The sequence below is a fragment of the Mesorhizobium sp. M1329 genome (assembly GCF_040318035.1).
Lineage (GTDB): Bacteria > Pseudomonadota > Alphaproteobacteria > Rhizobiales > Rhizobiaceae > Mesorhizobium.
This window is the reverse complement of record NZ_JAMYLN010000040.1, coordinates 25,859-47,881: the sequence shown is the minus strand read 5'-3', so window position 1 is coordinate 47,881 and position 22,023 is coordinate 25,859. Positions and strand designations below refer to the sequence as shown.

Here is a 22,023-nt window from a genome sequence, read left to right as displayed (position 1 = left end):
GGGGCAGATCGGCTCCAAATCTCATCTATTGGCCGCCATGGGACCGATGCCAAAGGATGGACGGACAGGCGGCGCCTCGTTGCGGACCGGCTTGCCCTTGCCGGACCAGCCGATGGCGGACAGCCACTCCAGATAGAAGGCGAGCGCGAACTGCATGGCGATGCCGGCGGCGAGCAGGAGACTGTCATAGGCAATGCCGCCCGGGTTGATCAGCTTCATCACCTGCGCCGCCATGGCAATCACCGTGCCGGCAATGAAAACCGGCAGCGAGCGTTTGCCCAATATGGCGAGCGGATTGTCACGACCGGTGCGGAACAGGTTCGAGACGAAAGGCAAGGCGACGACCAGATAGCTCATCGCCAGGATGTGCAGCAGCCGCGGCAACGACAGGAACGTCTTGTCGAAACCGGTCAGCACCACCGGCAGGTCGAGCCATGACACATGCCCCCACAACGGGCTGTGCACCCAGACGAGCGCCGTCAGCACGTAGGCGGCCGCCGCGCCGACCAGCCAGCGATTGACCGGGATGGTGCCGCCGCGCCGCACATGCAACACGCTGGCCATGCCGATATTGAACAGCAATTGCCATGACAACGGATTGAGGAACCAGAACCCAGGCTCCGGATAGTTCGGCGGCGCGATCTGGTAGATTCCGGCAACCAGCCAAAGGGCTGCGGACACGGCAAGCGCAGCCAGTGGCCGATAACTGATGAACAGCAGGAAGGCCGGCGCCATCAACAGCAGCACCGCATAGACCGGCAGTATGTTGTTGTAACCGAGCTGATGGCCGAGCGTGACGATACCGACCAGGACTTGCGGCGGGTTCCTGACGAGCGGCTCAATGTTGATCAGCGTCAGAAGGTCCGGCCGTTTCGCAAACACCGCCGCTGCGCAGAAGATGGCCATGACCACCATCGTCGTGACGATGTGAGTGACATAGAGCACGCCGGCGCGGCGCCACATCTTCAGCGTTGCGACCAGCCGGTTTCCCGGCTGGAATTTGGTACCGTAGGCAAGAGCGACGGACATGCCGGAGATCAGCACGAAGGCCTCGGCCGCATCCGAAAACCCGAAATTCTTATAGGTCAGGGTTTCAAAAACGGTGCCCGGCACGTGGTCGATGAAGATGGTCAGGAGGGCGAGAGCCCGGAACACGTCAATACGCGTATCGCGTTCCGGCGAAACTGGCATGGTCATCGATAAAAGGCCTTAAAGCTGGTTGTTTATGCCTGGCATGCGACCCCTCGGGCGACCACCCGGCGCACACTGCTTCGATCCCTCCCGCGGGGATTATATCGGCAAAGAAACGGACTGAAATGCGCCCGGTTCAATCAACTTTCGCGGAGCTTGAAAATATTTCGTTTTGAAGCCGGCAAATTAACGAAAGTAACGCGAAATCAAAAGGATGTGACGATGGCCGAGGAGAGCCTCGAAGACGGTATTTTGCAGGAAAATTCAGGCTTTTTCTACCGGCTACATCGACCCGCCAATCTACCCGGTGACTGGCTGTTCCTGCTGCATGGATCGGGTGTAGACGAGACGACCTTGCTGCCGCTTGGTCGGCAAATCGCGCCGCATGCGGCGCTGGTTGCGGTCCGTGGCCGCATCCCTCAGGAGGACGGGTTCCGCTGGTTCACGCGAATCACCCCGACGCGTTTCGAACAGGCCAGCATCCATGCTGAGGCGGACGCATTCGCGGGCTTCGTCGACGGCATCGCGAAGCGCCGCCGCTTCGATCTCAGCCGCGCGACCTTTGTCGGTTATTCGAACGGCGCCAACCTGATCTCGAGCGTCATGCTGCTGCGTCCGGGCCTGATCGAGCGCGCCGCATTGCTGCGTCCGATGCCGGTGCTCGACGAGGTGCCGCCGGCAGACCTGTCGAAGGCGCGAGCGTTGATCATCGCCGGCGCCGCAGACCTGACCTACGCGGCATTCGCGCCGGCGCTGGCTGCTCTACTGAGCTCGCATGGCGCCGAGGTCGAGACCCACACCACTGCCTCCGGCCATGAAATCGGCGATCCGGACGCCGAGATCGTCAGGCAATGGCTGGCGGATCCTGCAGTCGCCGTTGCAGCGTCAGATCGATGAGCCTCGAGGCTACGCTCGCCCCATGCGGTTCCAGGCGTCCAGCCCGGCGATCTTGTAGGCCTCGGCCAGCGTCGGATAGTTGAAGGTGTTGTTGACGAAGAAGTCGACAGTGCCGCCGAGATTGATCACCGCCTGGCCAATGTGTATGAGTTCGGTCGCGCCCTCGCCGACAATGTGGGCACCGAGCAGACGGCGTGTTTCGATCGAGAACAGAAGCTTCAGGAAGCCGGTGTTGACGCCCATGATGTGGCCGCGCGATGTCTCGCGAAACCGCGCCACGCCGACCTCGTAGGCAGCACCGCTCTCGCGCACCTGCTCCTCCGACTGGCCGACAGTGGAGATTTCCGGCACGGCGTAGATGCCGTAGGGAAAGGTTTCGGGCGGCGGCGGCAAGGGCACGCCGAACGCATGGCAGGCGGCCACCCTGCCCTGCTCCATCGAGGTCGAGGCCAGGCTCGGAAAGCCGATGACATCGCCGGCGGCATAGATGTTGGGCGCGCTGGTCTGGAACGTTTGCGGATCGACCTTGATGCGGCCCCTGGGATCGGCCTCGATGCCGACCGCTTCCAACCCCAGGCTGCCGACATTGCCGGTACGCCCTGCAGCGTAAAGCACGATCTCGGACCGTATGGTGCGGCCGTCGGCCAGCGTCACCTCGGCGTGGTCGGGTTTCGAGGCGATCTCCTTGACGGCGCTGCCTAATCTGATCGTCATGCCGCGGTCGCGCATCTGATGGATAAAGTCGTCGACGATCTCGCGGTCGACGAAATCCAACATTGTGTTACGCGGCTCGACCAGCGTCACCGGCACGTCGAGCGCCGAAAAGATCGTCGCATATTCGACCCCGATAACGCCGGCGCCGATCACCGTCAGCGTGCGCGGCAGGCGGTCGAGTTCCAGCATCTCGTCGCTGTCGAAGATCCGTGTCTTGTCGAACGGCACGTCGCGCGGCCGGTGCGGCCGGGTGCCGACCGCGATCAGCGCATGGGCGAAGCCAACCTCGCTGTAGTCGCCGGTGTCGGTGGTCAGGCTGACCTTGTTGGGGCCGAGGAATTTTACCGCGGCGCGCGCACTCTTGACCGTGTTCCGCATGAACTGGTGCTGCAGCACCTCGACCTCATGGTCGAGCGTCTTGTGCAGGCGCTCGACCAGATCGCCGACCGAAATGTCCTGCTTGACGCGGTAGCCGCGTCCATAAAAGCCGCGCTCACGCCAGCCGGAGAGGTTGAGCACCGTCTCGCGCAACGTCTTCGACGGTATGGTGCCGGTATGCACCGACACGCCGCCGAGACGCCGGCCCCTGTCGACCACCAGCACCGACTTGCCGAGCTTGGCCGACTGCACCGCGGCGCGGCGCCCGGATGGGCCGCTGCCGATGACCAGCATATCGTAGTCCATGTCGCCCCGTCCCCTCGGCTCGGCGCCCTTTGTTGCGCCGCAGCAAGCTAACGCTATCCGCGCCATGAATTCAACAAGTCAGACGGCACCAGACGCTCCGTCGCCATCTACACGGCGGCGAAAGGCTCGATCTTGATTCCGCCGGGAACCTTCACCATTTCACCAAGAAGCGGCCCGTGCCTTAACCCGGGTTCGATTACGAGGAAATGACATGAACGCTCGCGTTCTCGATGGCGAAATCATCACCAGCAGGCTCGAAGATGTCCGCGCCTATGAGGGCGTGCGCACGCGGCGCATTCTCGCCTTCGTCATCGACTATTTCATCGTCGCGCTGCTCACCATTCCATTCGCGATCCTGGTATTCTTGTTCGGGCTGTTGACGCTCGGCCTCGGCTGGATGCTGTTTTCCATTCTCGTGCCGGCCGTCGCCATCCTCTACATCTGGAACACGCTCGGCAGTAAAGACCAGGCCACCACCGGCATGAAGATGATGGGCATCCGGCTCGACCGACTTGACGGCAGCCCCATCGACGGGCTGACCGCCGTCGTGCATTCGGTGCTGTTTTGGGCCGGCAATGTCATCCTTTCACCGCTGGTCCTGCTGGTGAGCCTGTTTTCCGACCGCAAGCGCACGCTGCACGACCTGCTGCTCGGCACCGTCGTCAGCCGCAGCGGCCTCTGAGCAGACTTTTGAAGCGCGGCCGCAGCCTTTGCGCACAAATGTGAAGACGTCCAATCAACCAGGCTTTCACAATCCTGTTGAATTTTTCGGCGTCCGCGCCAAAGGTAGAGCGATTCGCAGGAGTGTTTCCAAGGCTCGATGACGCAGCACCCGACCCAGTCGCCGCAGTTTTTTCTGACCGCGCCCTCGCCATGTCCCTATCTCGAGGGCCAGTTCGAGCGCAAGGTGTTCACACACTTGGTCGGCGACAAGGCCCCCGAGATGAACGATCTGCTGACGCAGGGCGGTTTCAGGCGGTCGCAGAACATCGCCTACAGGCCGGCCTGCGAGACCTGCCGCGCCTGTGTGTCGGTGCGCATCCTGGCGCAGGAATTCACCGCCAGCCGCAACATGAAACGGGTCATACAGCATAATTCGGATCTGGTCGGCGCCATGCACGACGCCGAACCCTCCACCGAACAGTATTCGCTGTTCCGCAGCTATCTCGACGCCCGCCATCGCCGTGGCGGCATGTCCGATATGACCGTGCTCGACTACGCCATGATGGTCGAGGATACCCATGTCGACACCAAGGTCATCGAATACCGTCGCCGCGGACCCGACAGCTTCATCACCGGCAAGGGCCAGGGCGAACTGATCGCCGTGGCCCTCACCGACAAGATGGCCGATGGCCTGTCGATGGTCTATTCCTACTTCAACCCGGACTTCGAGGACCGTTCGCTCGGTACCTTCATGATCCTCGACCACATCGCCCGCGCCAGGGCGATGGGCCTGCCCCATGTCTACCTGGGCTACTGGGTCAACGGCTCGCGCAAGATGAATTATAAGATGCGCTTCCAGCCGCAGGAGCATCTCGGCCCGAAAGGCTGGGAACGCTACAATCACGAAGCGGTTTCGCGCTGATTCCTGCCTTCGGTATTCACCCTTAAATTGTTTCGAGGAGGATGCCCGCTGGGCTTCCGGCCGATCGGCTGGAACACCGGGCGGGTCAATTTTGCGCCTCCAAGCCTACGCGAGAATTGCCGCATGTCTTCCCACAATGACCACCAGAGAGGCCTTCTGATCACCGCCATCGGCGGGCTTAGGCTGACCGTCGACATTCCGCTGATCCGGCTCGCCGACGGCGAGGCATGGACGATCCTGCTGTTGCGCACCGGCACAACCTTCGTCGCCACACTCATCATCTGGGCCGTCTGGCGCTCGCTGAGCGCAAAGGCACCGCAGCTTATCCCGGGCTGGTCAGGGCTCATCGTTGCCGGCCTCTACGGGCTCGGCTCGATCGCCTTCATCACCGGCGTCTACAGCACCTCGACAGCTAACCTCGTTTTCATCCTGGCCTTCACAACCATGTTCGCGGCCCTTTTGTCATGGCTGTTCCTGAAGGAGAGGCCACGGCCGCTGACGCTTGCAGCGCTGGCGTTAATGATCGTCGGCGTGACGATCATTGTCGGCGATTCCGTCGGAACCGGACATCTCTTCGGCGACCTGATGGCGCTATGCTCGGCTTTCATGATCGCAGCGGCCATCACCATCTCGCGTGCCAGCGGCAAGGATATGGGTTTCACGGCGCTGATCGGAGTGGTCCTGCCGCTGGCCGTCGCCAGCCTGATGGTTTCCAAGGTGGGTTTTCATGTCAACGCGCCGTGGTGGATCGTCTTCAACGGTGCCGTCATCATGCCGATCTCGTTCTTCTGCCTCGCCAACGGCCCGAAATACATCTCCGGGCCGGAGGTGGCGATGTTCTACCTGCTTGAAACCGTGCTGGCACCGGTCTGGGTGTGGATGATCTTCGCCGAAACGCCGTCGCGCAACAGCCTGATCGGCGGCGCGATCCTAATCATGACCTTAATCGGCCATTCGCTCTGGCAGTTGCACGAGGGGCGCAAACGCCGCGCCACGTTCGCCGTCAGTCACCCGGCCTGATTCTTTTTCGCGGTGGCGCGTTCGGCGACAATTTCGATCTGCGGCGGCGCGTCATCGAGCGCCGCCGGTTCGGCGGCAACGAGCTCATCGGTCAGTTCCACCTCGCGCAGCCATTCGCGCCAGATTGCGACGAGCAGGGCCATCAGCACCGGGCCGATGAACAGGCCGAGAAAGCCCATTGTCTTGACGCCGCCGATCAGGCCGAAAAAAGTCGGCAGGAAGGGCAGCTTTATCGGCCCGCCGACCAGCTTCGGGCGCAATGTCTTGTCGACGATGAAGAGTTCGACCGCACCCCAGACGAACAGCGCCAGCCCCGCCATCGGCGAGCCGCTGGCGGCGAGATAGATCGAGACCAGCGTGAAGGACAGCGGTGCGCCGCCGGGGATCAGCGCCATGATGCCGGTCAGCGCGCCGAGCGTCACCGGCGACGGCACGCCGGCCAACCAGTAAGCGATACCCAGTACCAGCCCTTCGCCGATGGCGATAACGGTCATGCCGGTCACCGTCGAGGAGATCGTCGCCGGCACCACGCGTGAGATCCGCTCCCATCTGGCCGGCAGGATGCGTTCGCCGAGGCGATCGACCTGTCCGGCGAAATGCTCGCCGTCGCGATAGGCGAAGAACAGCGCGATCATCATGAACAGCAGCGTCAGCAAAAGGCCGAAGGCGCTGCCGCCGGCGGCAAGCACGCCGCGATAGATGCTGCCGATATTGGCGCCACTGATCAGCTGGATCAGTTCGCCGATGCCGCCGGGGTGGCCAACGTTGACCGTCCATTGTTCATTGAGCCATTCGCCCACCACGGGCATGGTGGCGATCCAGTGCGGCGTCGGCGCACCGTAGCGGTTGGTCTCGATCGCCCAGTTGACCCATTCGCGCACCTCATTGATGGCGTAGGTGCCGGCAAGCGCGATCGGCACCACCAGGAAGGTCAGGATGAACAAGATCGCAAGCGTCGCCGCAATCGTGCGGTTGCCGCCGACGCCGGCGAGCAGCCGCCGATAGAGCGGCCAGCTGGCGAAAGCGATCACCAGGGCGGCAAGGACCGGAAACAGGAAGCCGTGGAAGAAATAAACGCCGGCGGCAACGATCAGCACCAGGAGCCAGCGCGCCGCCGAGAGCGGTGGAATGACAGCGGCCCTGAGCGGCGTCGACAGGCCAAACAGGCGCTGCTGCCGCTCCGGCTTCTGTATCCTGACTTCCTTCAAGCGCCCAACTCTCCCTGGCCCATCGCATGGCTTATGCACTGATATAGTGCAGCAATCGTGACGACATTCCAAATGTTTGGGTGCAGCTGCTAATCTCCCCCCTTGAGGGGGAGATGGCCGGCAGGCCAGAGGGGGTCGCCGCGCGTGAGACGCCAGCCTCCTCTGTCTGCGATAAGGGTCGCGTCTGGATGTTCCGATCCCCTCTGTCGCCTTCGGCGACATCTCCCCCTCAAGGGGGGAGATTACCGCTTCACCCGAACTTGCCAGTCCTCGGGAATCCCTTCGGCACCATGCGGCCGGCCGAGGCGCGGGCGCCGATCCATTCGGCAAGCTCGTCACGCGATTTGATGAAGGTGCGGTCTGCCGAATCCTGCCAGGACAGGCCGCTTGCGAGCGTGAAGGTCTTGAGGTCGAGAACACCGCCATCCTTGTACTTCTGCAGGCGCACGCCCTTGCCGCGCCCCATCTCCGGGATCTCGGCCAGCGGGAACACCAGCATCTTGCGGTTCTCGCCGACAATGGCGAGATGGTCGCCCGCGACGCTCACGCAGCGCTGGGCCTCGTCGGGCGCCTTGACGTTCATCACCTGCTTGCCCTTGCGGGTGTTGGCGACAACTTCCTCTTCCGGCACGATGAAACCGTTGCCGTCATGCGACACCAGCAGCAGCTTGCGCTTGGGATCATGGACGAAGGCGGTGACGATATCCTGGTCGTTGTCCATGTCGACGATGATGCGGATCGGCTCGCCATGGCCACGCCCGCCCGGCAGACGGTCGGCGCCGATTGTGTAGAACTTGCCGCCGGTGGTGAAGACCAGCACCTTGTCGGTCGTCTGGGCGTGGAAGGCGAGCTTGAGGCTGTCGCCTTCCTTGAAGGTCAGGGCCGAATGGTCGGTCAGATGACCTTTCATGGCCCTCAGCCAGCCCTTTTCTGACACGACGACGGTGACCGGCTCGCGCTCGATCATGGCATGGGCGATATCGGTCAGGTCATGTTCGGGTGCATCTGCGAACTCTGTGCGTCGCTTGCCGATCTCGGTGTCAGGCCCGTATTTCTGGCGAACGTTGGCGACTTCCCACTTGATCGTCGCCCACTGCTTGGCGTCGGACGCAAGCAGTGCCTCGATCTGCTTCTTCTCGCCGGTCAGGCCATTGAATTCCTCGCGGATTTCGAATTCCTCGAGCTTGCGCAGCGCCCTCAGCCGCATGTTGAGGATGGCTTCAGCCTGGGTGTCGGTGAGTGACCAGCGGGCCATCATCACCTGCTTGGGCTCGTCCTCCTCGCGGATGATCCTGATCACCTCGTCGATGTTGAGGTAGGCGATCAAATAGCCGGCGAGGATCTCAAGCCGCCTTTCGATCTCGCCGAGGCGGTGCTTGGAGCGGCGGATCAGGACGTCGCGGCGGTGCTCCAGCCATTCCTTGAGCACACCTTTCAGCGACAGCACGTTCGGCACCTTGCCGCGCGACAACACGTTCATGTTGAGCGGAAAGCGGCTTTCGAGCTCGGTCAGCTTGAACAGCGATTCCATCATGATGCCGGGATCGACCGAGCGGCTCTTCGGCACCAGCACGACGCGGATGTCCTCGGCGCTCTCGTCGCGGATATCCTCGAGCAGCGGCAGCTTGCGCGCCATCAAGAGCTCGGCGATCTTTTCGATCAGCCTGGCCTTCTGGACGCCGTAAGGGATTTCGGTGACGACAATGTTCCAGGTGCCCCTGCCTTGGTCCTCCTGGTTCCATTTCGCCCTGACGCGAAAGCCGCCGCGGCCGGTTTCATAAGCTTCGAGGATCGAGGCACGACTATCGACGATAATGCCGCCGGTTGGGAAATCCGGACCTTGTACGAAATCCATCAGCTTGGTGACGGGCGCATCCGGATGATCGATCAGGTGAAGCGCGGCGTCGCAGAGTTCGGCCGCATTGTGCGGCGGAATCGAGGTCGCCATGCCGACGGCGATGCCGGACGAGCCGTTGGCGAGCAGGTTCGGGAAGGCGCCGGGCAGCACCGCCGGCTCCTCGTCTTCCTCGTTGTAGGTCGGGCGGAAATCGACCGCGTCCTCGGTGATGCCTTCCAAAAGCAGCGTCGACACTTCGGTCATGCGCGCTTCGGTGTAGCGCATGGCGGCGGCATTATCGCCGTCGATATTGCCGAAATTGCCCTGCCCGTCGACCAGCGGGTAGCGCATCGAAAAATCCTGCGCCAGCCGCACCAACGCGTCGTAGATCGACTGGTCGCCATGTGGATGGAACTTGCCCATCACCTCGCCGACGATGCGGGCGCATTTGGCAAAACCCTGGTCGGGGTTAAGCCGCAACAGGCGCATGGCATGCATGATGCGACGATGCACCGGCTTCAACCCGTCGCGCACATCCGGCAGCGCCCGGTGCATGATGGTCGACAGCGCGTAGGCGAGATAGCGCTCTTCCAGCGCCTTCTTCAGATCGACCGGCTCGATATTGTCGCCGCCGCCAGTTTCAGGCGGCAAAAGCCTTTTTCCCATGGGCTGGCACTAGCCGAGCGGGTGATTCGCGGCAAGAGGCACCGGTATGCGTGCTCCTAAAGCGCATAGCGTTCTACCGGCCCCATGCGACGCTTTAGGTCCTGTTTTGATGCATGTCGTTATCGCAAAACCGCTGCACATTTTTGCGCGACATCCATTATGCAACAGGAATTGGAAGCGTCGCGACGCCGGCCAACATCAATCCGTTACATCCTGCTTCTATCGCAAGCCTGATGGATCGGGTTTGCCTTTGGCCGCGATTTTCGACCATTGTGCCGAGGCCCGCCTTTTTCCGGTCCAGTTCGTCACCGAATGGTGACGACGCGACGATTTGAAAAGAATTTCAGGACACTCTCAGGGGAGCTCTCGATGACGATCAGACACTCGACACTTATTAAAAGACTGGCTTTTTCGACCTTTTTGCTGACGCTGCCGCTGAATGCGGCGTTCGCGCAGGATACCGCGGTCGCCGACCGGCTGAAGGCTGCCCTCGCCGCCCAGGGCGTCGACCTCTCCTGGACCGGAGTAACCGGCGACACTTCCAGCATGGTTCTGCAAGGCGTAGCGGTCAAACCGGCGGCCGAAAAGGAGGCGCTCAAGATCGGCGACGTCAAGCTCGAAGGGGTGACCGAAGCCAATGGCGGCTATCAAATCGCGACCGTATCGACGTCGCCGTTCGAACACAGCGAAGACGGCGTCACGCTCAATCTCAGCCCCTTCGTCATCCACGACATGACGGTTCCGGCCGAAGGCGCAACCGGTCCGCTGGGCTCGCTGATGATGTACAAATCGGCGGAGCTAGAAAACATGACCGTCAAGGTCGCCGACAAGACAGCGTTCTCGATGGACGGGCTTGCCATCGCAATCACGCCGCCGGCCGACGGCAAGGCCATGGAGTTTTCCGGCACTACGGAAAAATTCACTGCCGACCTGACCCTGGTCGAAGATCCGAAGTCCAAGGAAGTCATCAACGCGCTCGGCTACCAGAACATATCAGGCAATCTTGAGATGGAAGGCACCTGGCAGCCTACCGACGGCAGGATGGACTTGTCGAAATACGAAATATCGGTCGACAATGCCGGCACTCTCGGCATGACCTTCGATCTCGGCGGCTACACGCTGGACGTCATCAAATCAATGCAGGAGATGCAGAAGAAGATGGCAGCGCAGCCCGAAGGCGCCGACAATTCCGCGCAAGGCATGGCCATGCTCGGGCTGCTGCAGCAGCTTTCGTTCAACAGCGCCTCGATCCGCTTCGACGACGATTCGCTGACCAAAAAGGTGCTCGATTATGCCGGCAAGCAGCAAGGCATGTCCGGCAAGGACATCGCCAACCAGGCCAAGGCGATCGTACCCTTCGGCATGGCGCAGCTCAACAATCCGGAACTGACGGCGCAGGTTTCGGCCGCGGTCAACAAGTTCCTCGACGATCCGCAAAGCATCGAGGTCTCGGCCGAGCCGCCGGCAGCGGTGCCGTTCGCGCTGATCATGGCGGGCGCCATGTCCAACCCGCTCGACCTGCCGAAAACGCTCGGCGTGACGGTTACGGCGAACGAAGACTGACCGAGATCCCAAAGCAAAAGCCCGGCAGCGATGCCGGGCTTTTTCATGACTCAACAGAACCGGTTCGGAGCGTTTCCTAAAGCTCTTTCTTCGTCGCCACGACGCGCAGCGACAATTCGCGAAGCTGCTGCGGGCTGGCTTCCGACGGCGCGTTCATCAACAGATCGTAGGCCTGCTGGTTCATCGGAAACATTGTCACTTCGCGCAGGTTCCTTGCGCCGACCAGAAGCATGACGACGCGGTCGATGCCGGCCGCCATGCCGCCATGCGGCGGCGCGCCATACTGGAAGGCACGGTAAAGGCCGCCGAAGCGTTCCTCGACCGTTGCGCGGTCCAGCCCGACGGTTTCGAAGGCCTTGACCATGGTTTCCGGCAGATGGTTGCGGATGCCGCCCGAGGCGATCTCGAAACCGTTGCAGACCATGTCGTACTGGAACGCCTTGATGCCGAGCAGATCCTCGCCGTTAAGCGCATCGATGCCACCTTGCGGCATCGAGAACGGATTGTGCGCGAAGTCGATCTTCTCCTCCTCCTCGTTCCATTCGAAGAACGGGAAGTCGACGATCCAGCACAATTCGAAGCGATCACGGTCGACAAGATTGAGCTCCTCGCCGGCGCGGGTGCGCGCCGCTCCAGCGAAGGAGACGAATTTCTTCGGATCGCCGGCGACGAAGAAGGCGGCATCGCCATCGGCAAGGCCGAGTTGTTGGCGGATCGCCTCGGTGCGCTCCTCGCCGATGTTCTTGGCCAGCGGCCCGGCGCCTTCAAGCTTCTCGCCCTCCTTGCGCCAGAAGATATAGCCCAGCCCTGGCTGGCCCTCGCCTTGCGCCCATGAGTTCATGCGGTCGCAGAAGGCGCGCGAACCGCCGGTCTTGGCCGGAATAGCCCAGACCTCGGCCTTCGGATCGTTGGCAAGGATGTTGGCGAATACCTTGAAGCCGGAATCGCGAAAATGATCGGAGACGGCCTGCATCTCGATCGGGTTGCGCAGGTCCGGCTTGTCAGTGCCGTATTTGCGCATGGCGACATCATAGGCGATGCGCGGAAACTTCTGCGTCACCGGCTTGCCGGCGGCAAAGGTCTCGAACACCCCCCGCATCACCGGCTCCATGGTGGTGAACACATCCTCCTGCTCGACGAAGCTCATCTCCACGTCGAGCTGGTAGAATTCACCCGGCAGACGGTCGGCGCGCGGGTCCTCGTCGCGGAAGCACGGCGCAATCTGGAAGTAGCGGTCGAATCCGGACACCATGATCAGCTGCTTATACTGCTGCGGTGCCTGCGGCAGCGCGTAGAAAGTGCCGGGGTGGATGCGCGACGGCACCAGAAAGTCGCGCGCCCCTTCCGGCGACGAGGCGGTCAGGATCGGCGTCGAGAATTCGGTGAACCCGACCTCGCCCATCAGCTTTCGCATCTCGGCGATGATTTTCGTGCGCGCGACGATATTCTTGTGCAGCGTGTCGCGGCGCAGATCGAGGAAGCGGTATTTGAGGCGGATGTCCTCCGGGTAATCCGGCTCGCCGAAGACAGGCAGCGGCAATTCCTTGGCCGCCGACAGCACCTCGATCTCGCGCGCGAAAATCTCGATCTCGCCGGTCGGCAAATTGGGGTTCACGGTGTCGGCGAGGCGCGCCTTGACCTCGCCGTCGACGCGGACGACCCATTCGCCGCGCAGCGTCTCGGCAATCTTGAAGGCGGGCGAATCCGGATCGGCGACGATCTGCGTCAGGCCGTAATGGTCGCGCAAATCGATGAACAGCAGGCCGCCATGGTCGCGCACGCGATGCACCCAACCCGACAGGCGCACGGTCGAGCCGACGTCCGCCTTCCTCAATTGGGCACAGGTATGGCTGCGGTAACGATGCATTGTCATTCTTAAAGTCCGGATGTTGGGTTGCGGCCAAGGCATGATGGCCCAGCCTGAAAATTTGCGCGAAAAGCACATGAGAGGGTGCATTTGTCAAGGCAAGCGGCGGCCGGGTCGAGTTAGCGTTCTTCCCGTCCCTGTCCCACCGGCATCAATTTATGCCAGAGGCGTTAACCTGAGTTCGCTGCTCCGTGCCGGCAGTTCAACTATGCACTCACCCCTTCACCCCGCCCGCCGTGAGACCGGAGATGATCTTGCGCTGGAAGATCAGGACAAGGACGACAAGCGGCACGGTGACGATCACCGATGCGGCCATGATGTTGCCCCACGGGATCTCGAACTGCGAGTTGCCGGAGAGCAGCGCGATCGCCACAGGCACGGTTCGCTGCTCGTTGCTGGAGGTAAACGTCAGGGCAAACAGGAACTCGTTCCACGCACCGATGAAGGCGAGAAGCCCGGTGGTCGCCAGCGCCGGCCACATCAGCGGCAGGAAGACGCGGCTGATGATGATCCAGGGCGTGGCGCCATCGAGGATTGCCGCTTCCTCCAGCTCGATCGGCAGGTCGCGAACGAAGGCGGTGAGCACCCAGACGGTGAACGGCAAGGTGAAGATCATGTAGGACAAGATCAGCGCGAACGGCGAATTGTAGAGGCCGAAGGTGCGGATCAACTCGAAAAGACCGGCAAGCACCGCCAATTGCGGGAACATCGAGACGGACAGGATAATGAGGAGCAGAGCCGAGCGGCCGCGGAAGCGGATGCGCGCCAGCGCATAGGCGGCGGTGACGCCCAGGAACAGCGAAATGACGACAACAGCGCTCGAGATGAACAGCGAGTTCACGAGGTTGCGCAGGAAGGTCCCCTCGGTGAACACGGTCCTGTAGTTGCTGAAGGTAATCGTCGTCGGCCAATAGTCGATCTGGAAGAGCGCCGTCCCCGATTTCAGGCTGGTGATGATGGCATAGTAGAACGGGAACACCGCGACCACGACGATGACGGCGACGAGGAGGTAGAAGGCCGTGCGCTTGACGATCCACATGGTCAGCAGCTCCACATGATCAATAGTCCTTGTCCAGTCTTATCCGGCCGAGCCACAGAACGAGCATGGTCAGCAAAGCGAGGATGAGGAAGAGCAGCGTCGAGGCAGCGGAACCGTAGGCAAACTTGTCGAACTCAAACAGGCTCTCGCGGGCAAACACCGACATCGACTTCGTGTGTAAGTTGTTTGGCGTAAGCACGTAGATCAGATCGAAGATGCGCAGGGCATCGAGACCGCGAAAGATCATGGCCACCATCAACGCCGGCCGGATGAGCGGCAAGGTGATCTTCCAGAAAATTCTCCACGCTCCGACGCCGTCGAGCTTGGCGACTTCGTAGATTTCTTGTGGAAGCATCTGGAGGCCGGCGAGAATGAGAAGCGCCATGAACGGGGTCGCTTTCCAGATGTCGACAACGAAAACGGCGACCATCGCCGTGTCGGCGCTGGCCGTCCAGGCGATTTTTGTGCTGATCAGGCCGAGCTTGAGCAGGACGTCGTTGATGATGCCGAACTGGTCGTTGAGCATCCACTGCCACATTTTCGCCGAGACGATCGTCGGGATCGCCCAAGGGATGAGGATCGCGGCGCGCACGATGCCGCGGCCGCGAAACTTAGCGTTGAGCACCAGCGCGACGATCATGCCGAGCACCGTCTCGCAGGTCACCGAAATCACCGCGAAGCGCACCGTGTTCCAGACAGCGCGCCACCAGACCGGATCGGCGAGCAGCCCGTCATAGACGACGCGGCCGCTCGGCATTTGCAGAACGGAGAAATAGTTGGCGAAGCCAACCCAGCGGCGGGCTTCCAGATCGGCGAGCGAGGCATCGGTGAAGCCGAAATAGATCGTGCGCATCAACGGCCAGCCGGCAACGGCGGCGAGCACGATGAGCATCGGGGCAAGCAGCAGCCATGCCGAGCGCGTACGCTGACGCGCTAGCAGCGAGCCTGAGCGCGGCGAGGTCACCAGGCGGTGCCCTTGAGCCTGGTCAAGGAGAACTCCAGATCGGCAAGGTTGTCGGCGGCTGCGCCCTCGCCGGAAATGGTGTTGTGGACGGCGGTCCAGAACTCGCTCGATGCCTCATTGTACCGGCTCTTGGCCTGGGCCGAGGGACGCGGCACCGCGTTGATGACGACTTCCTTCCAGCGCGGAATCACCGGCTGCGCGCTGGCGATGTCGGCATCGTCATAGAGTGCCTCGATGGTCGGCAGATATGCCCCCTTCAAGGCGCGGTACTTCTGCATCTGAGGCGAGGCGATCCATTTGACCAGCTCGATCGCTGCATCCGGGTTCTTCGAATATTTGGAAACCGCGAGATTCCAGCCGCCAAGCGTTGCTGCCGGGCGCGCGCCCTCACCCGACCCCGGCGGCAGCGTGGTCACCTCGAACTTGCCTTTGATGGGGGAGCTTTCGCTGTTGCCAAGCGCGTAGGCGTAGGGCCAGTTGCGCATGAAGACGGCGTTGCCGGTCTGCCAGACACCGCGCGACTCTTCTTCCTGGTAGGCCAGAACGCCGGGCGGCGAGATGGTTCCCACCCAGTTCCTCGCCATTTCCAGCGCCGCAACTGCTTGCGGATTGTTGATGGAGATCCTGCCGTCCGGTTCGATAATCTGGCCGCCGCCGTTCGACTTCACCCATTCGAGTGCATCGCAAGTCAGCCCCTCATAGGCGTTGCCTTGGAAAACGAAGCCCCACATGTCCTTGTTGCCGGCCTCGCGCTCCTTGTCCATGACAAGCTTGGCGGTGTCGGCAAGCTCGGCCCAGCTGGCCGGGACCCTGGCGCCGTATTTGTCGAGGAGATCCTTGCGATAGTAGAGCGCCGGAGCGTCGGTGAATATCGGCAAGGCCACGAGCTTGCCGTCCACGGTCTGCGATTTGATGATCGATGGGAAATGGGCGCCAACGACATCCTTGGTCGCTTCGGTCAGGTCGATGAACTGCCTTGCAAGCTGGGGGGCCCAGATGATGTCCGTTTGATAGACATCGACGTCGCTGCTTCCGGCGGCGAGCCAGAGCCGGTATTGGCCAAACTGGTCCGTCGCCGAGGGCGGCAGCGGAACGACGCTAACCTTGTTGCCGGTCTTCTTCTCGTATTGATCGAGGATCTCGCGAAGGATTCTCTGGCCGTTGCCGGTGTCGCCGGACACCATGGCGAGGTCGACAGCCCGCGCCGGCCCAGCCGTCAGAACTGCGGCCACCGCAAATGCAGCAAATGCGGGATGAAATTTCATGATGGCGGACCTCCCTTTGGAGCTTCAGGCCGGGCAGCAGAAACGGACGCGTCAATGCCCGACACCGTCTCCGCACACCGGCAGCTCACAAGACGCGTATTCGCCCACCAGCACTGAACTACAAAGATACGCCTTGGTTCCCAACGCGGAGCGTCCGGAGCCACGCGGTTGCCCTCGGCTGGCCCAACGCCACCGGGAATTGCCGCTGGCATTGGCGAAGGCGATGGTTCAAGAAGGGATCAACGACAGGCTTTCCTTCATGTCTTCCATCCGCCCGCTGATCCCCCTCCTGATCGCCGCCGGCATCCTGCTCGGCGGCAACGGCCTGCAGAGCACGTTGATTGCGCTGCGTGGTGCGCAGGAAGGTTTTCCCGCTTCCTCGATCGGCCTGATGGGCACGTTCTATTTCGCCGGCTTCCTGCTCGGCTGCCTTGCCGTGACCCGCATCATGAAGTCCGTTGGCCATGTGCGCGCCTTTTCGGCACTGGCGGCGATCGCCTCGGCGGGAACGCTGCTGCTGGTGCTGGTCATCGATCCGGTGATGTGGTGCGCCGTGCGCTTTGCCGGCGGGTTCTGCTTTGCCGGCCTGTTCACCATCATGGAAGCCTGGCTGAATTCCGGTGTCACCAACACCGACCGGGCGCGGGTGCTTGCCATCTATCGGATGGTCGACATCGGCTCGGTGACGGGCGCCCAGTTCCTGATCCCGATCTTTGGCGCCGGCGGCTTTGCCATCTTCGCCATCATGTCGATGATGATCACCGTTTCGCTGGTGCCGGTTTCGCTCGGCGACCGCTCCAATCCTACGCCGCCGGAAGACGTCAAGCTCGATTTGGCGCGCGTCTGGCGGATCTCGCCGCTCGGCTGCTTCGGCTGTATCGCCGTCGGCGTCACCAACAGCGCCTTCCGCACCCTGTCGCCGGTCTATGCCGAGCAGATCGGCATGTCGGTCGCCGACGTCGTCACCTTCGTCAGCGTCGGCATTTTCGGCGGCGCCATCATCCAGTACCCGCTTGGCTATCTCTCCGACCGCTGGGACCGGCGCTCGGTGCTGCTGATGACGACGTGCTGTGCGATGGTGGCGGCACTGGCGCTGGCGTTCGTGGCCGGCGGCAGTCCGTTCCTCAACTTCCTGCTCGTCTTCATCTTCGGCTGCTTCGCCATGCCGCTCTATTCGCTTTCGGCGGCGCATTCCAACGACCGCGCCGACAAGGGCGAGTTCGTGCTGATCAATGCAGCCTTGATGCTGTTTTATTCCTTCGGCGCCATCGGCGGCCCGTTCGCCGCCTCGACGGTGATGCAATTTTTCGGGCCGAGCGCGCTGTTCGTGTTCAGCGCCACCGTCTATGCGATCTTCGTGGCCGTCATCCTTTACCGGATGCAGGCGCGCTCCGCCGTGCCGGCCACCCATCGCAGCCGTTTTACGGCGCTGTTGCGCACGTCGACGGTTTTTGCCCGGTTGGCGAAGCGGAATGCCGATCCCGATGAACCTGCAAAGCCTGGATAGAGGTGCTTGCGCTTGACGAAAGCGCGCGCGGCTGAAATTGAAAGAGACCCTATCCCTTGCCAAAAGCGATTTGATGCACGTCATCACCACCCAGAAAGAACTCGAGACCGCTATTACCGCTTTCGAAAGGGCGGAATTCGTCACCGTCGATACCGAATTCATTCGCGAAACGACCTTCTGGCCGATCCTGTGCCTGATCCAGATGGCAGCGCCCGGGGTGACGGCGCTGATTGATCCGCTGTCGGCCGACATCGACCTGAAACCGTTCTTCAGGCTGATGGCCAACGAGGCGATCGTCAAAGTCTTCCATGCGGCGCGTCAGGACATCGAAATCATTGTGCATCTCGGCGATCTGGTGCCGCATCCGGTGTTCGACACCCAGGTCGCGGCGATGGTCTGCGGCTTCGGCGACAGCGTTTCCTACGACCAGCTGGTGCAGCGCATCACCGGCGCGCGGCTCGACAAGTCCTCGCGCTTCACCGACTGGCGCCACCGTCCGCTGTCCGAAAAGCAGCTCGACTACGCGCTCGCCGACGTCACCCACCTGATCGAGGTCTACAAGCATCTCAGCGCCGAGCTGGTGCGGGAAAACCGCGCCCACTGGCTGAACGAGGAGATGGACGTGCTGACCTCGCGCGAGACCTACGATCCGCATCCCGAGGATGCCTGGAAGCGGCTCAAGATGCGGCTGCGCAAGCCGCAGGAACTGGCGATCGTGCAGGCGGTGGCCGCCTGGCGCGAACGCGAAGCGCGCGAGCGCGACGTGCCGCGCGGCCGGGTGCTCAAGGACGATGCGATCTACGAAGTGGCGCAGCAGGCGCCGCGCGACGCTGCGGCGCTGAGCAAGCTGCGTACCACGCCGAAGGGCTGGGAGCGCTCGTCGACGGCGACGGCACTGCTTGGCGCGGTAAACGCTGCCCTTGCCCTGCCCAGGGAAGAGATGCCGAAGCTGCCGAAGAGCTTCCAGCCGCCGGAGGGGTCAAGCGCCGCGGCGGAGTTGCTGAAGGTGCTGCTGCGGATCGTTGCAGAAAAGGAGGGCGTCGCATCGAAGGTACTCGCCTCCAGTGACGACATCGACCGCATCGCTGCCGAGGGCGAGGAAGCCGACGTGCCGGCATTGCAGGGCTGGCGGCGTGCCGTCTTCGGCGAGGCCGCGCTCAAGCTGGTGCGCGGCGAACTCGCCATCAGGTTCGACAAGCGCAAAATCGCTGTGTTCGATTTGTAGCCTTGAGCTTGCTCAGACCAAGCCGAGCAGATGCAGCGCCAGCCATATCCAGCCAAGTGCAAGAACTACCGCGCCCAGGTAGAATGCCCTGCTACGCAAGATTAGCCGATTGCTGGTCAAGTGGATCGATGAGTGAAGATAGCGGGAGACTACAAAGATCCACATCAGTGCCAAGGTCAGATAATTGACGCTATTGGTCACGTGCAGCGTCAAGCATAAGACGTAGAAAAGCACCGGCAGTTCGAACTGGTTGCTCAGATTGTTGGCGACGGTGATACTGGACCCAGGCTCCGTCGAGCGCGTCTTGAACTGGCCGGTCTTGGCTTCGCCCGATCTGACCGCGCCATGGCGGCGCCGGCCCATTACGACATAGACGATATAGACCAGCAGCACCTGCGCCAGCATCGGCCAGAAGATCGCGGTCTGGTTCAAGACGCCCCCTGTCGTTGTCACCCACCCTTCAAGGCCGTTTCTGAGCCATCAGAGTGAAAGCCGCAATGACGGTCACCGGTATCGCCAGCAGGGCGAATTTGGTGACGATCAGCGCCGAGGCGAAGGATAGCGAATCCGGATTGGCCGACAGAAAATCGGACAAAAGACGAGCCACGGCAATGTTCTGGGCATAGTCGGTAAGCAGGTAGGGCAGCACCAGCACAACCGCGAATATCGACTGGGTTTGCGCAGGCAGTGCACGGAAATTCTTCAGCCGCCGGCCCGTGGCCAGGATCAGGCTTACCATCGTCAGCGACAGCAGCGCCGGAAACAGCAGGTCGAAGGTCAGGTAATGCCAGACGAGAATAATCTCGCTGCCGCGCCGGCCGAGGGCCGTTAGCCAGGCCATGCCCTCATCCGGAGTGAAACCGGCATAGCGCATGTCGAGCGACGGCAGACCGCCGCTCAATTGGCGAAAATAGAGGAACTCCATCGCCGTCATGATGATGAAAACCGCCACGGCGGCGACACAGAGTGCGGCCGCGTGGCGCGACAGCCGCAGGATCATTGCCGCCAGATTGCGCCAGGACGCATGACGGTCAGGCTCCGCCAGGATAATTCGGGCTTTCGCGGGTAATCGTGACGTCATGGGCGTGGCTTTCACGAAGTCCGGCATTGGATATCCGCACAAAAGTGGCGCGCTCGCGGAAATCGGCAAGGTCGCGGCCACCGACATAACCCATAGCGGCTTTCAGGCCGCCTGCAAGCTGGTGCAGCACGCCAGACACAGGTCCTTTGTATGGGACCTGCCCTTCGATGCCTTCCGGGACCAGTTTCAGCGTGTCGCGCACCTCGGCCTGGAAATAACGATCGGCGGAGCCGCGCGCCATCGCGCCGACCGAGCCCATGCCGCGATAGGCTTTGAAGGAGCGGCCCTGGTGCAGATAGACCTCGCCCGGGCTCTCGTCGGTGCCGGCCAGCAGCGAGCCGATCATCGCCGCGCTGGCGCCGGCGGCCAGCGCCTTGGCGAGATCACCCGAATATTTGATGCCGCCATCGGCAATGACCGAGACGCCCGATTTATGCGCTGTCTCGACCGCTGACATGATCGCCGAGAGCTGCGGCACGCCGACGCCGGCGACGATGCGGGTGGTGCAGATGGAACCCGGTCCGATGCCGACCTTGACCGCGTCGGCGCCGGCATCGATCAGCGCCAAGGTGCCTTCCGCGGTCGCGACGTTGCCGGCCAGGATGCGAACCGAGTTGGACAGCTTCTTGGCCCGCGTCACCGCATCCAGGACGCGCTGCGAATGACCGTGCGCGGTGTCGATCACCAGAAGGTCGACGCCGGCGTCGATGAGGCGCTCGGCCCGCTCGAAACCGTCATCGCCGACACTGGTGGCGGCGGCGGCGCGCAGGCGTCCCTGCGCATCCTTGGTGGCGTGCGGGTTGAGCTGCGACTTCTCGATGTCCTTGACCGTGATCAGCCCGACGCAATTGCCGTCCCGGTCGACCACAACCAGCTTCTCGATGCGGTGCTGATGGAGCAGCCGCTTGGCCTCGTCCTGATCGACGTTCTCCTTGACCGTGATCAGGTTCTCGCGGGTCATCAGTTCATAGACCTTTTGCGCCGGGTCGGAGGCGAAGCGGACGTCGCGGTTGGTCAGGATGCCGACGAGCCGGCCGACCGTGTGACCGCCGCTGCCGCCGTTCTCGACCACCGGAATGCCCGAGATGCTGTAGGTGCGCATCAGACCCAGCGCATCGGCAAGCGTTGCCTCGGGACCGATGGTGACAGGGTTGACCACCATGCCGGATTCGAATTTCTTCACCTGCCGCACCTGCTCGGCCTGTTCGGCCGGCGAGAAATTGCGGTGGATGACACCGATGCCGCCGGCCTGGGCCATGGCGATCGCAAGCCGCGCCTCGGTAACCGTGTCCATGGCGGCCGACAGGATCGGCACGTTGAGGTCGATGTCGCCGGCGATGCGGGTGCGGATGTCGGTCTCGCCGGGCATAACCTCGGAATGACCCGGCTGCAGCAGCACGTCGTCAAAGGTGAGCGCCAATGCGCCGGTGGACGTCTCGATGATTTTTGCCATGGCCAGCCCTCGGAATGCAGGAAAGGCGCTCGCCCTGATGGACAGCGCCGACTCGTCTTCTTCCCTTTCAGGATTGGCGCTGGCTCGTAACACGTCCCGTCGCCGTTGAAAAGCCGATGGTTGTGTAGTGGCAAAGCTGTATTTGCCGCAGGTGCGGCAAGACTTGCGGTTCGCACAAACGTGACAGCAAATTAATGCGACATCCGGGCCAAGCCATGATAACCGCCCTAGCTGTCGGTTTGGCCCCCGAGGCCGGC

18 protein-coding genes are annotated in these 22,023 nt (G+C 62.3%); 7 read left to right on the top strand and 11 right to left on the bottom strand.

Annotated features, from left to right (window positions below):
- Positions 1–21 precede the first annotated feature (21 nt).
- On the bottom strand, positions 22–1,197 hold the full coding sequence (locus NKH21_RS28600; protein WP_352662856.1) for an OpgC family protein: 1,176 nt from the start codon (positions 1,195–1,197) through the stop codon (positions 22–24).
- A 216-nt stretch (positions 1,198–1,413) separates the two neighbouring features.
- On the opposite strand from NKH21_RS28600, the gene NKH21_RS28595 reads away from it, so the two are divergent.
- Positions 1,414–2,088 (top strand): alpha/beta hydrolase, encoded by a 675-nt coding sequence (locus NKH21_RS28595; RefSeq protein WP_352662858.1) that lies wholly within the window; start codon positions 1,414–1,416, stop codon positions 2,086–2,088.
- Positions 2,089–2,097: 9 nt separating this feature from the next.
- On the opposite strand, the gene sthA is transcribed toward NKH21_RS28595, so the two are convergent.
- Complete coding sequence (gene sthA, locus NKH21_RS28590; protein ID WP_352662861.1) at positions 2,098–3,486, bottom strand: Si-specific NAD(P)(+) transhydrogenase; 1,389 nt, start codon at positions 3,484–3,486, stop codon at positions 2,098–2,100.
- A 211-nt stretch (positions 3,487–3,697) separates the two neighbouring features.
- Between sthA and NKH21_RS28585 the strand changes: the two genes are divergently transcribed.
- From NKH21_RS28585 to NKH21_RS28575, 3 genes are all read left to right on the top strand, one after another.
- Positions 3,698–4,168, top strand: coding sequence for an RDD family protein (locus NKH21_RS28585; protein WP_352662864.1), 471 nt, complete (start codon positions 3,698–3,700; stop codon positions 4,166–4,168).
- A 138-nt stretch (positions 4,169–4,306) separates the two neighbouring features.
- Complete coding sequence (locus NKH21_RS28580; RefSeq protein WP_023717252.1) at positions 4,307–5,071, top strand: arginyltransferase; 765 nt, start codon at positions 4,307–4,309, stop codon at positions 5,069–5,071.
- A 123-nt stretch (positions 5,072–5,194) separates the two neighbouring features.
- Complete coding sequence (locus tag NKH21_RS28575; RefSeq protein WP_352869198.1) at positions 5,195–6,091, top strand: DMT family transporter; 897 nt, start codon at positions 5,195–5,197, stop codon at positions 6,089–6,091.
- Here the strand turns inward: NKH21_RS28575 and NKH21_RS28570 are convergent.
- Together NKH21_RS28570 and parC are read right to left on the bottom strand one after the other, a co-directional pair.
- Complete coding sequence (locus NKH21_RS28570; RefSeq protein ID WP_352662870.1) at positions 6,079–7,299, bottom strand: AI-2E family transporter; 1,221 nt, start codon at positions 7,297–7,299, stop codon at positions 6,079–6,081. The two genes, NKH21_RS28575 and NKH21_RS28570, sit on opposite strands and share 13 nt — an antisense overlap.
- A gap of 250 nt (positions 7,300–7,549) precedes the next feature.
- Positions 7,550–9,802, bottom strand: coding sequence for a DNA topoisomerase IV subunit A (gene parC / locus NKH21_RS28565; protein ID WP_352662873.1), 2,253 nt, complete (start codon positions 9,800–9,802; stop codon positions 7,550–7,552).
- A gap of 369 nt (positions 9,803–10,171) precedes the next feature.
- Between parC and NKH21_RS28560 the strand changes: the two genes are divergently transcribed.
- Positions 10,172–11,365: an aq_1923 C-terminal domain gene (locus NKH21_RS28560; RefSeq protein ID WP_352662876.1), complete on the top strand. Its 1,194-nt coding sequence runs from the start codon at positions 10,172–10,174 to the stop codon at positions 11,363–11,365.
- 76 nt (positions 11,366–11,441) lie between these two features.
- Here NKH21_RS28560 and aspS read toward each other — a convergent pair whose 3' ends face one another.
- The 4 genes from aspS to NKH21_RS28540 form a co-directional block, all read right to left on the bottom strand.
- Positions 11,442–13,232, bottom strand: coding sequence for an aspartate--tRNA ligase (gene aspS / locus NKH21_RS28555; RefSeq protein WP_352869214.1), 1,791 nt, complete (start codon positions 13,230–13,232; stop codon positions 11,442–11,444).
- Between the two features lie 214 nt (positions 13,233–13,446).
- Positions 13,447–14,271: a carbohydrate ABC transporter permease gene (locus NKH21_RS28550; protein WP_352662879.1), complete on the bottom strand. Its 825-nt coding sequence runs from the start codon at positions 14,269–14,271 to the stop codon at positions 13,447–13,449.
- A 19-nt stretch (positions 14,272–14,290) separates the two neighbouring features.
- A complete protein-coding gene (locus tag NKH21_RS28545; RefSeq protein ID WP_352869211.1) occupies positions 14,291–15,163 on the bottom strand; it encodes a carbohydrate ABC transporter permease in 873 nt (290 codons plus the stop codon).
- Between the two features lie 68 nt (positions 15,164–15,231).
- Positions 15,232–16,500: an ABC transporter substrate-binding protein gene (locus NKH21_RS28540; RefSeq protein WP_352662882.1), complete on the bottom strand. Its 1,269-nt coding sequence runs from the start codon at positions 16,498–16,500 to the stop codon at positions 15,232–15,234.
- 259 nt (positions 16,501–16,759) lie between these two features.
- Here NKH21_RS28540 and NKH21_RS28535 point away from each other — a divergent pair, with 259 nt between their 5' ends.
- Positions 16,760–18,007, top strand: coding sequence for an MFS transporter (locus NKH21_RS28535; RefSeq protein WP_023674455.1), 1,248 nt, complete (start codon positions 16,760–16,762; stop codon positions 18,005–18,007).
- Positions 18,008–18,080: 73 nt separating this feature from the next.
- Complete coding sequence (gene rnd / locus NKH21_RS28530) at positions 18,081–19,232, top strand: ribonuclease D (protein ID WP_352662887.1); 1,152 nt, start codon at positions 18,081–18,083, stop codon at positions 19,230–19,232.
- A 12-nt stretch (positions 19,233–19,244) separates the two neighbouring features.
- Here rnd and NKH21_RS28525 read toward each other — a convergent pair whose 3' ends face one another.
- The 3 genes from NKH21_RS28525 to guaB are packed head-to-tail and all read right to left on the bottom strand — an operon-like array spanning position 19,245 to position 21,766.
- Complete coding sequence (locus NKH21_RS28525; protein WP_352869192.1) at positions 19,245–19,664, bottom strand: MAPEG family protein; 420 nt, start codon at positions 19,662–19,664, stop codon at positions 19,245–19,247.
- 28 nt (positions 19,665–19,692) lie between these two features.
- Positions 19,693–20,232: a hypothetical protein gene (locus NKH21_RS28520; RefSeq protein WP_352663363.1), complete on the bottom strand. Its 540-nt coding sequence runs from the start codon at positions 20,230–20,232 to the stop codon at positions 19,693–19,695.
- A 31-nt stretch (positions 20,233–20,263) separates the two neighbouring features.
- A complete protein-coding gene (guaB, locus tag NKH21_RS28515; RefSeq protein ID WP_352662893.1) occupies positions 20,264–21,766 on the bottom strand; it encodes an IMP dehydrogenase in 1,503 nt (500 codons plus the stop codon).
- Between the last annotated feature and the right edge of the window lie 257 nt (positions 21,767–22,023).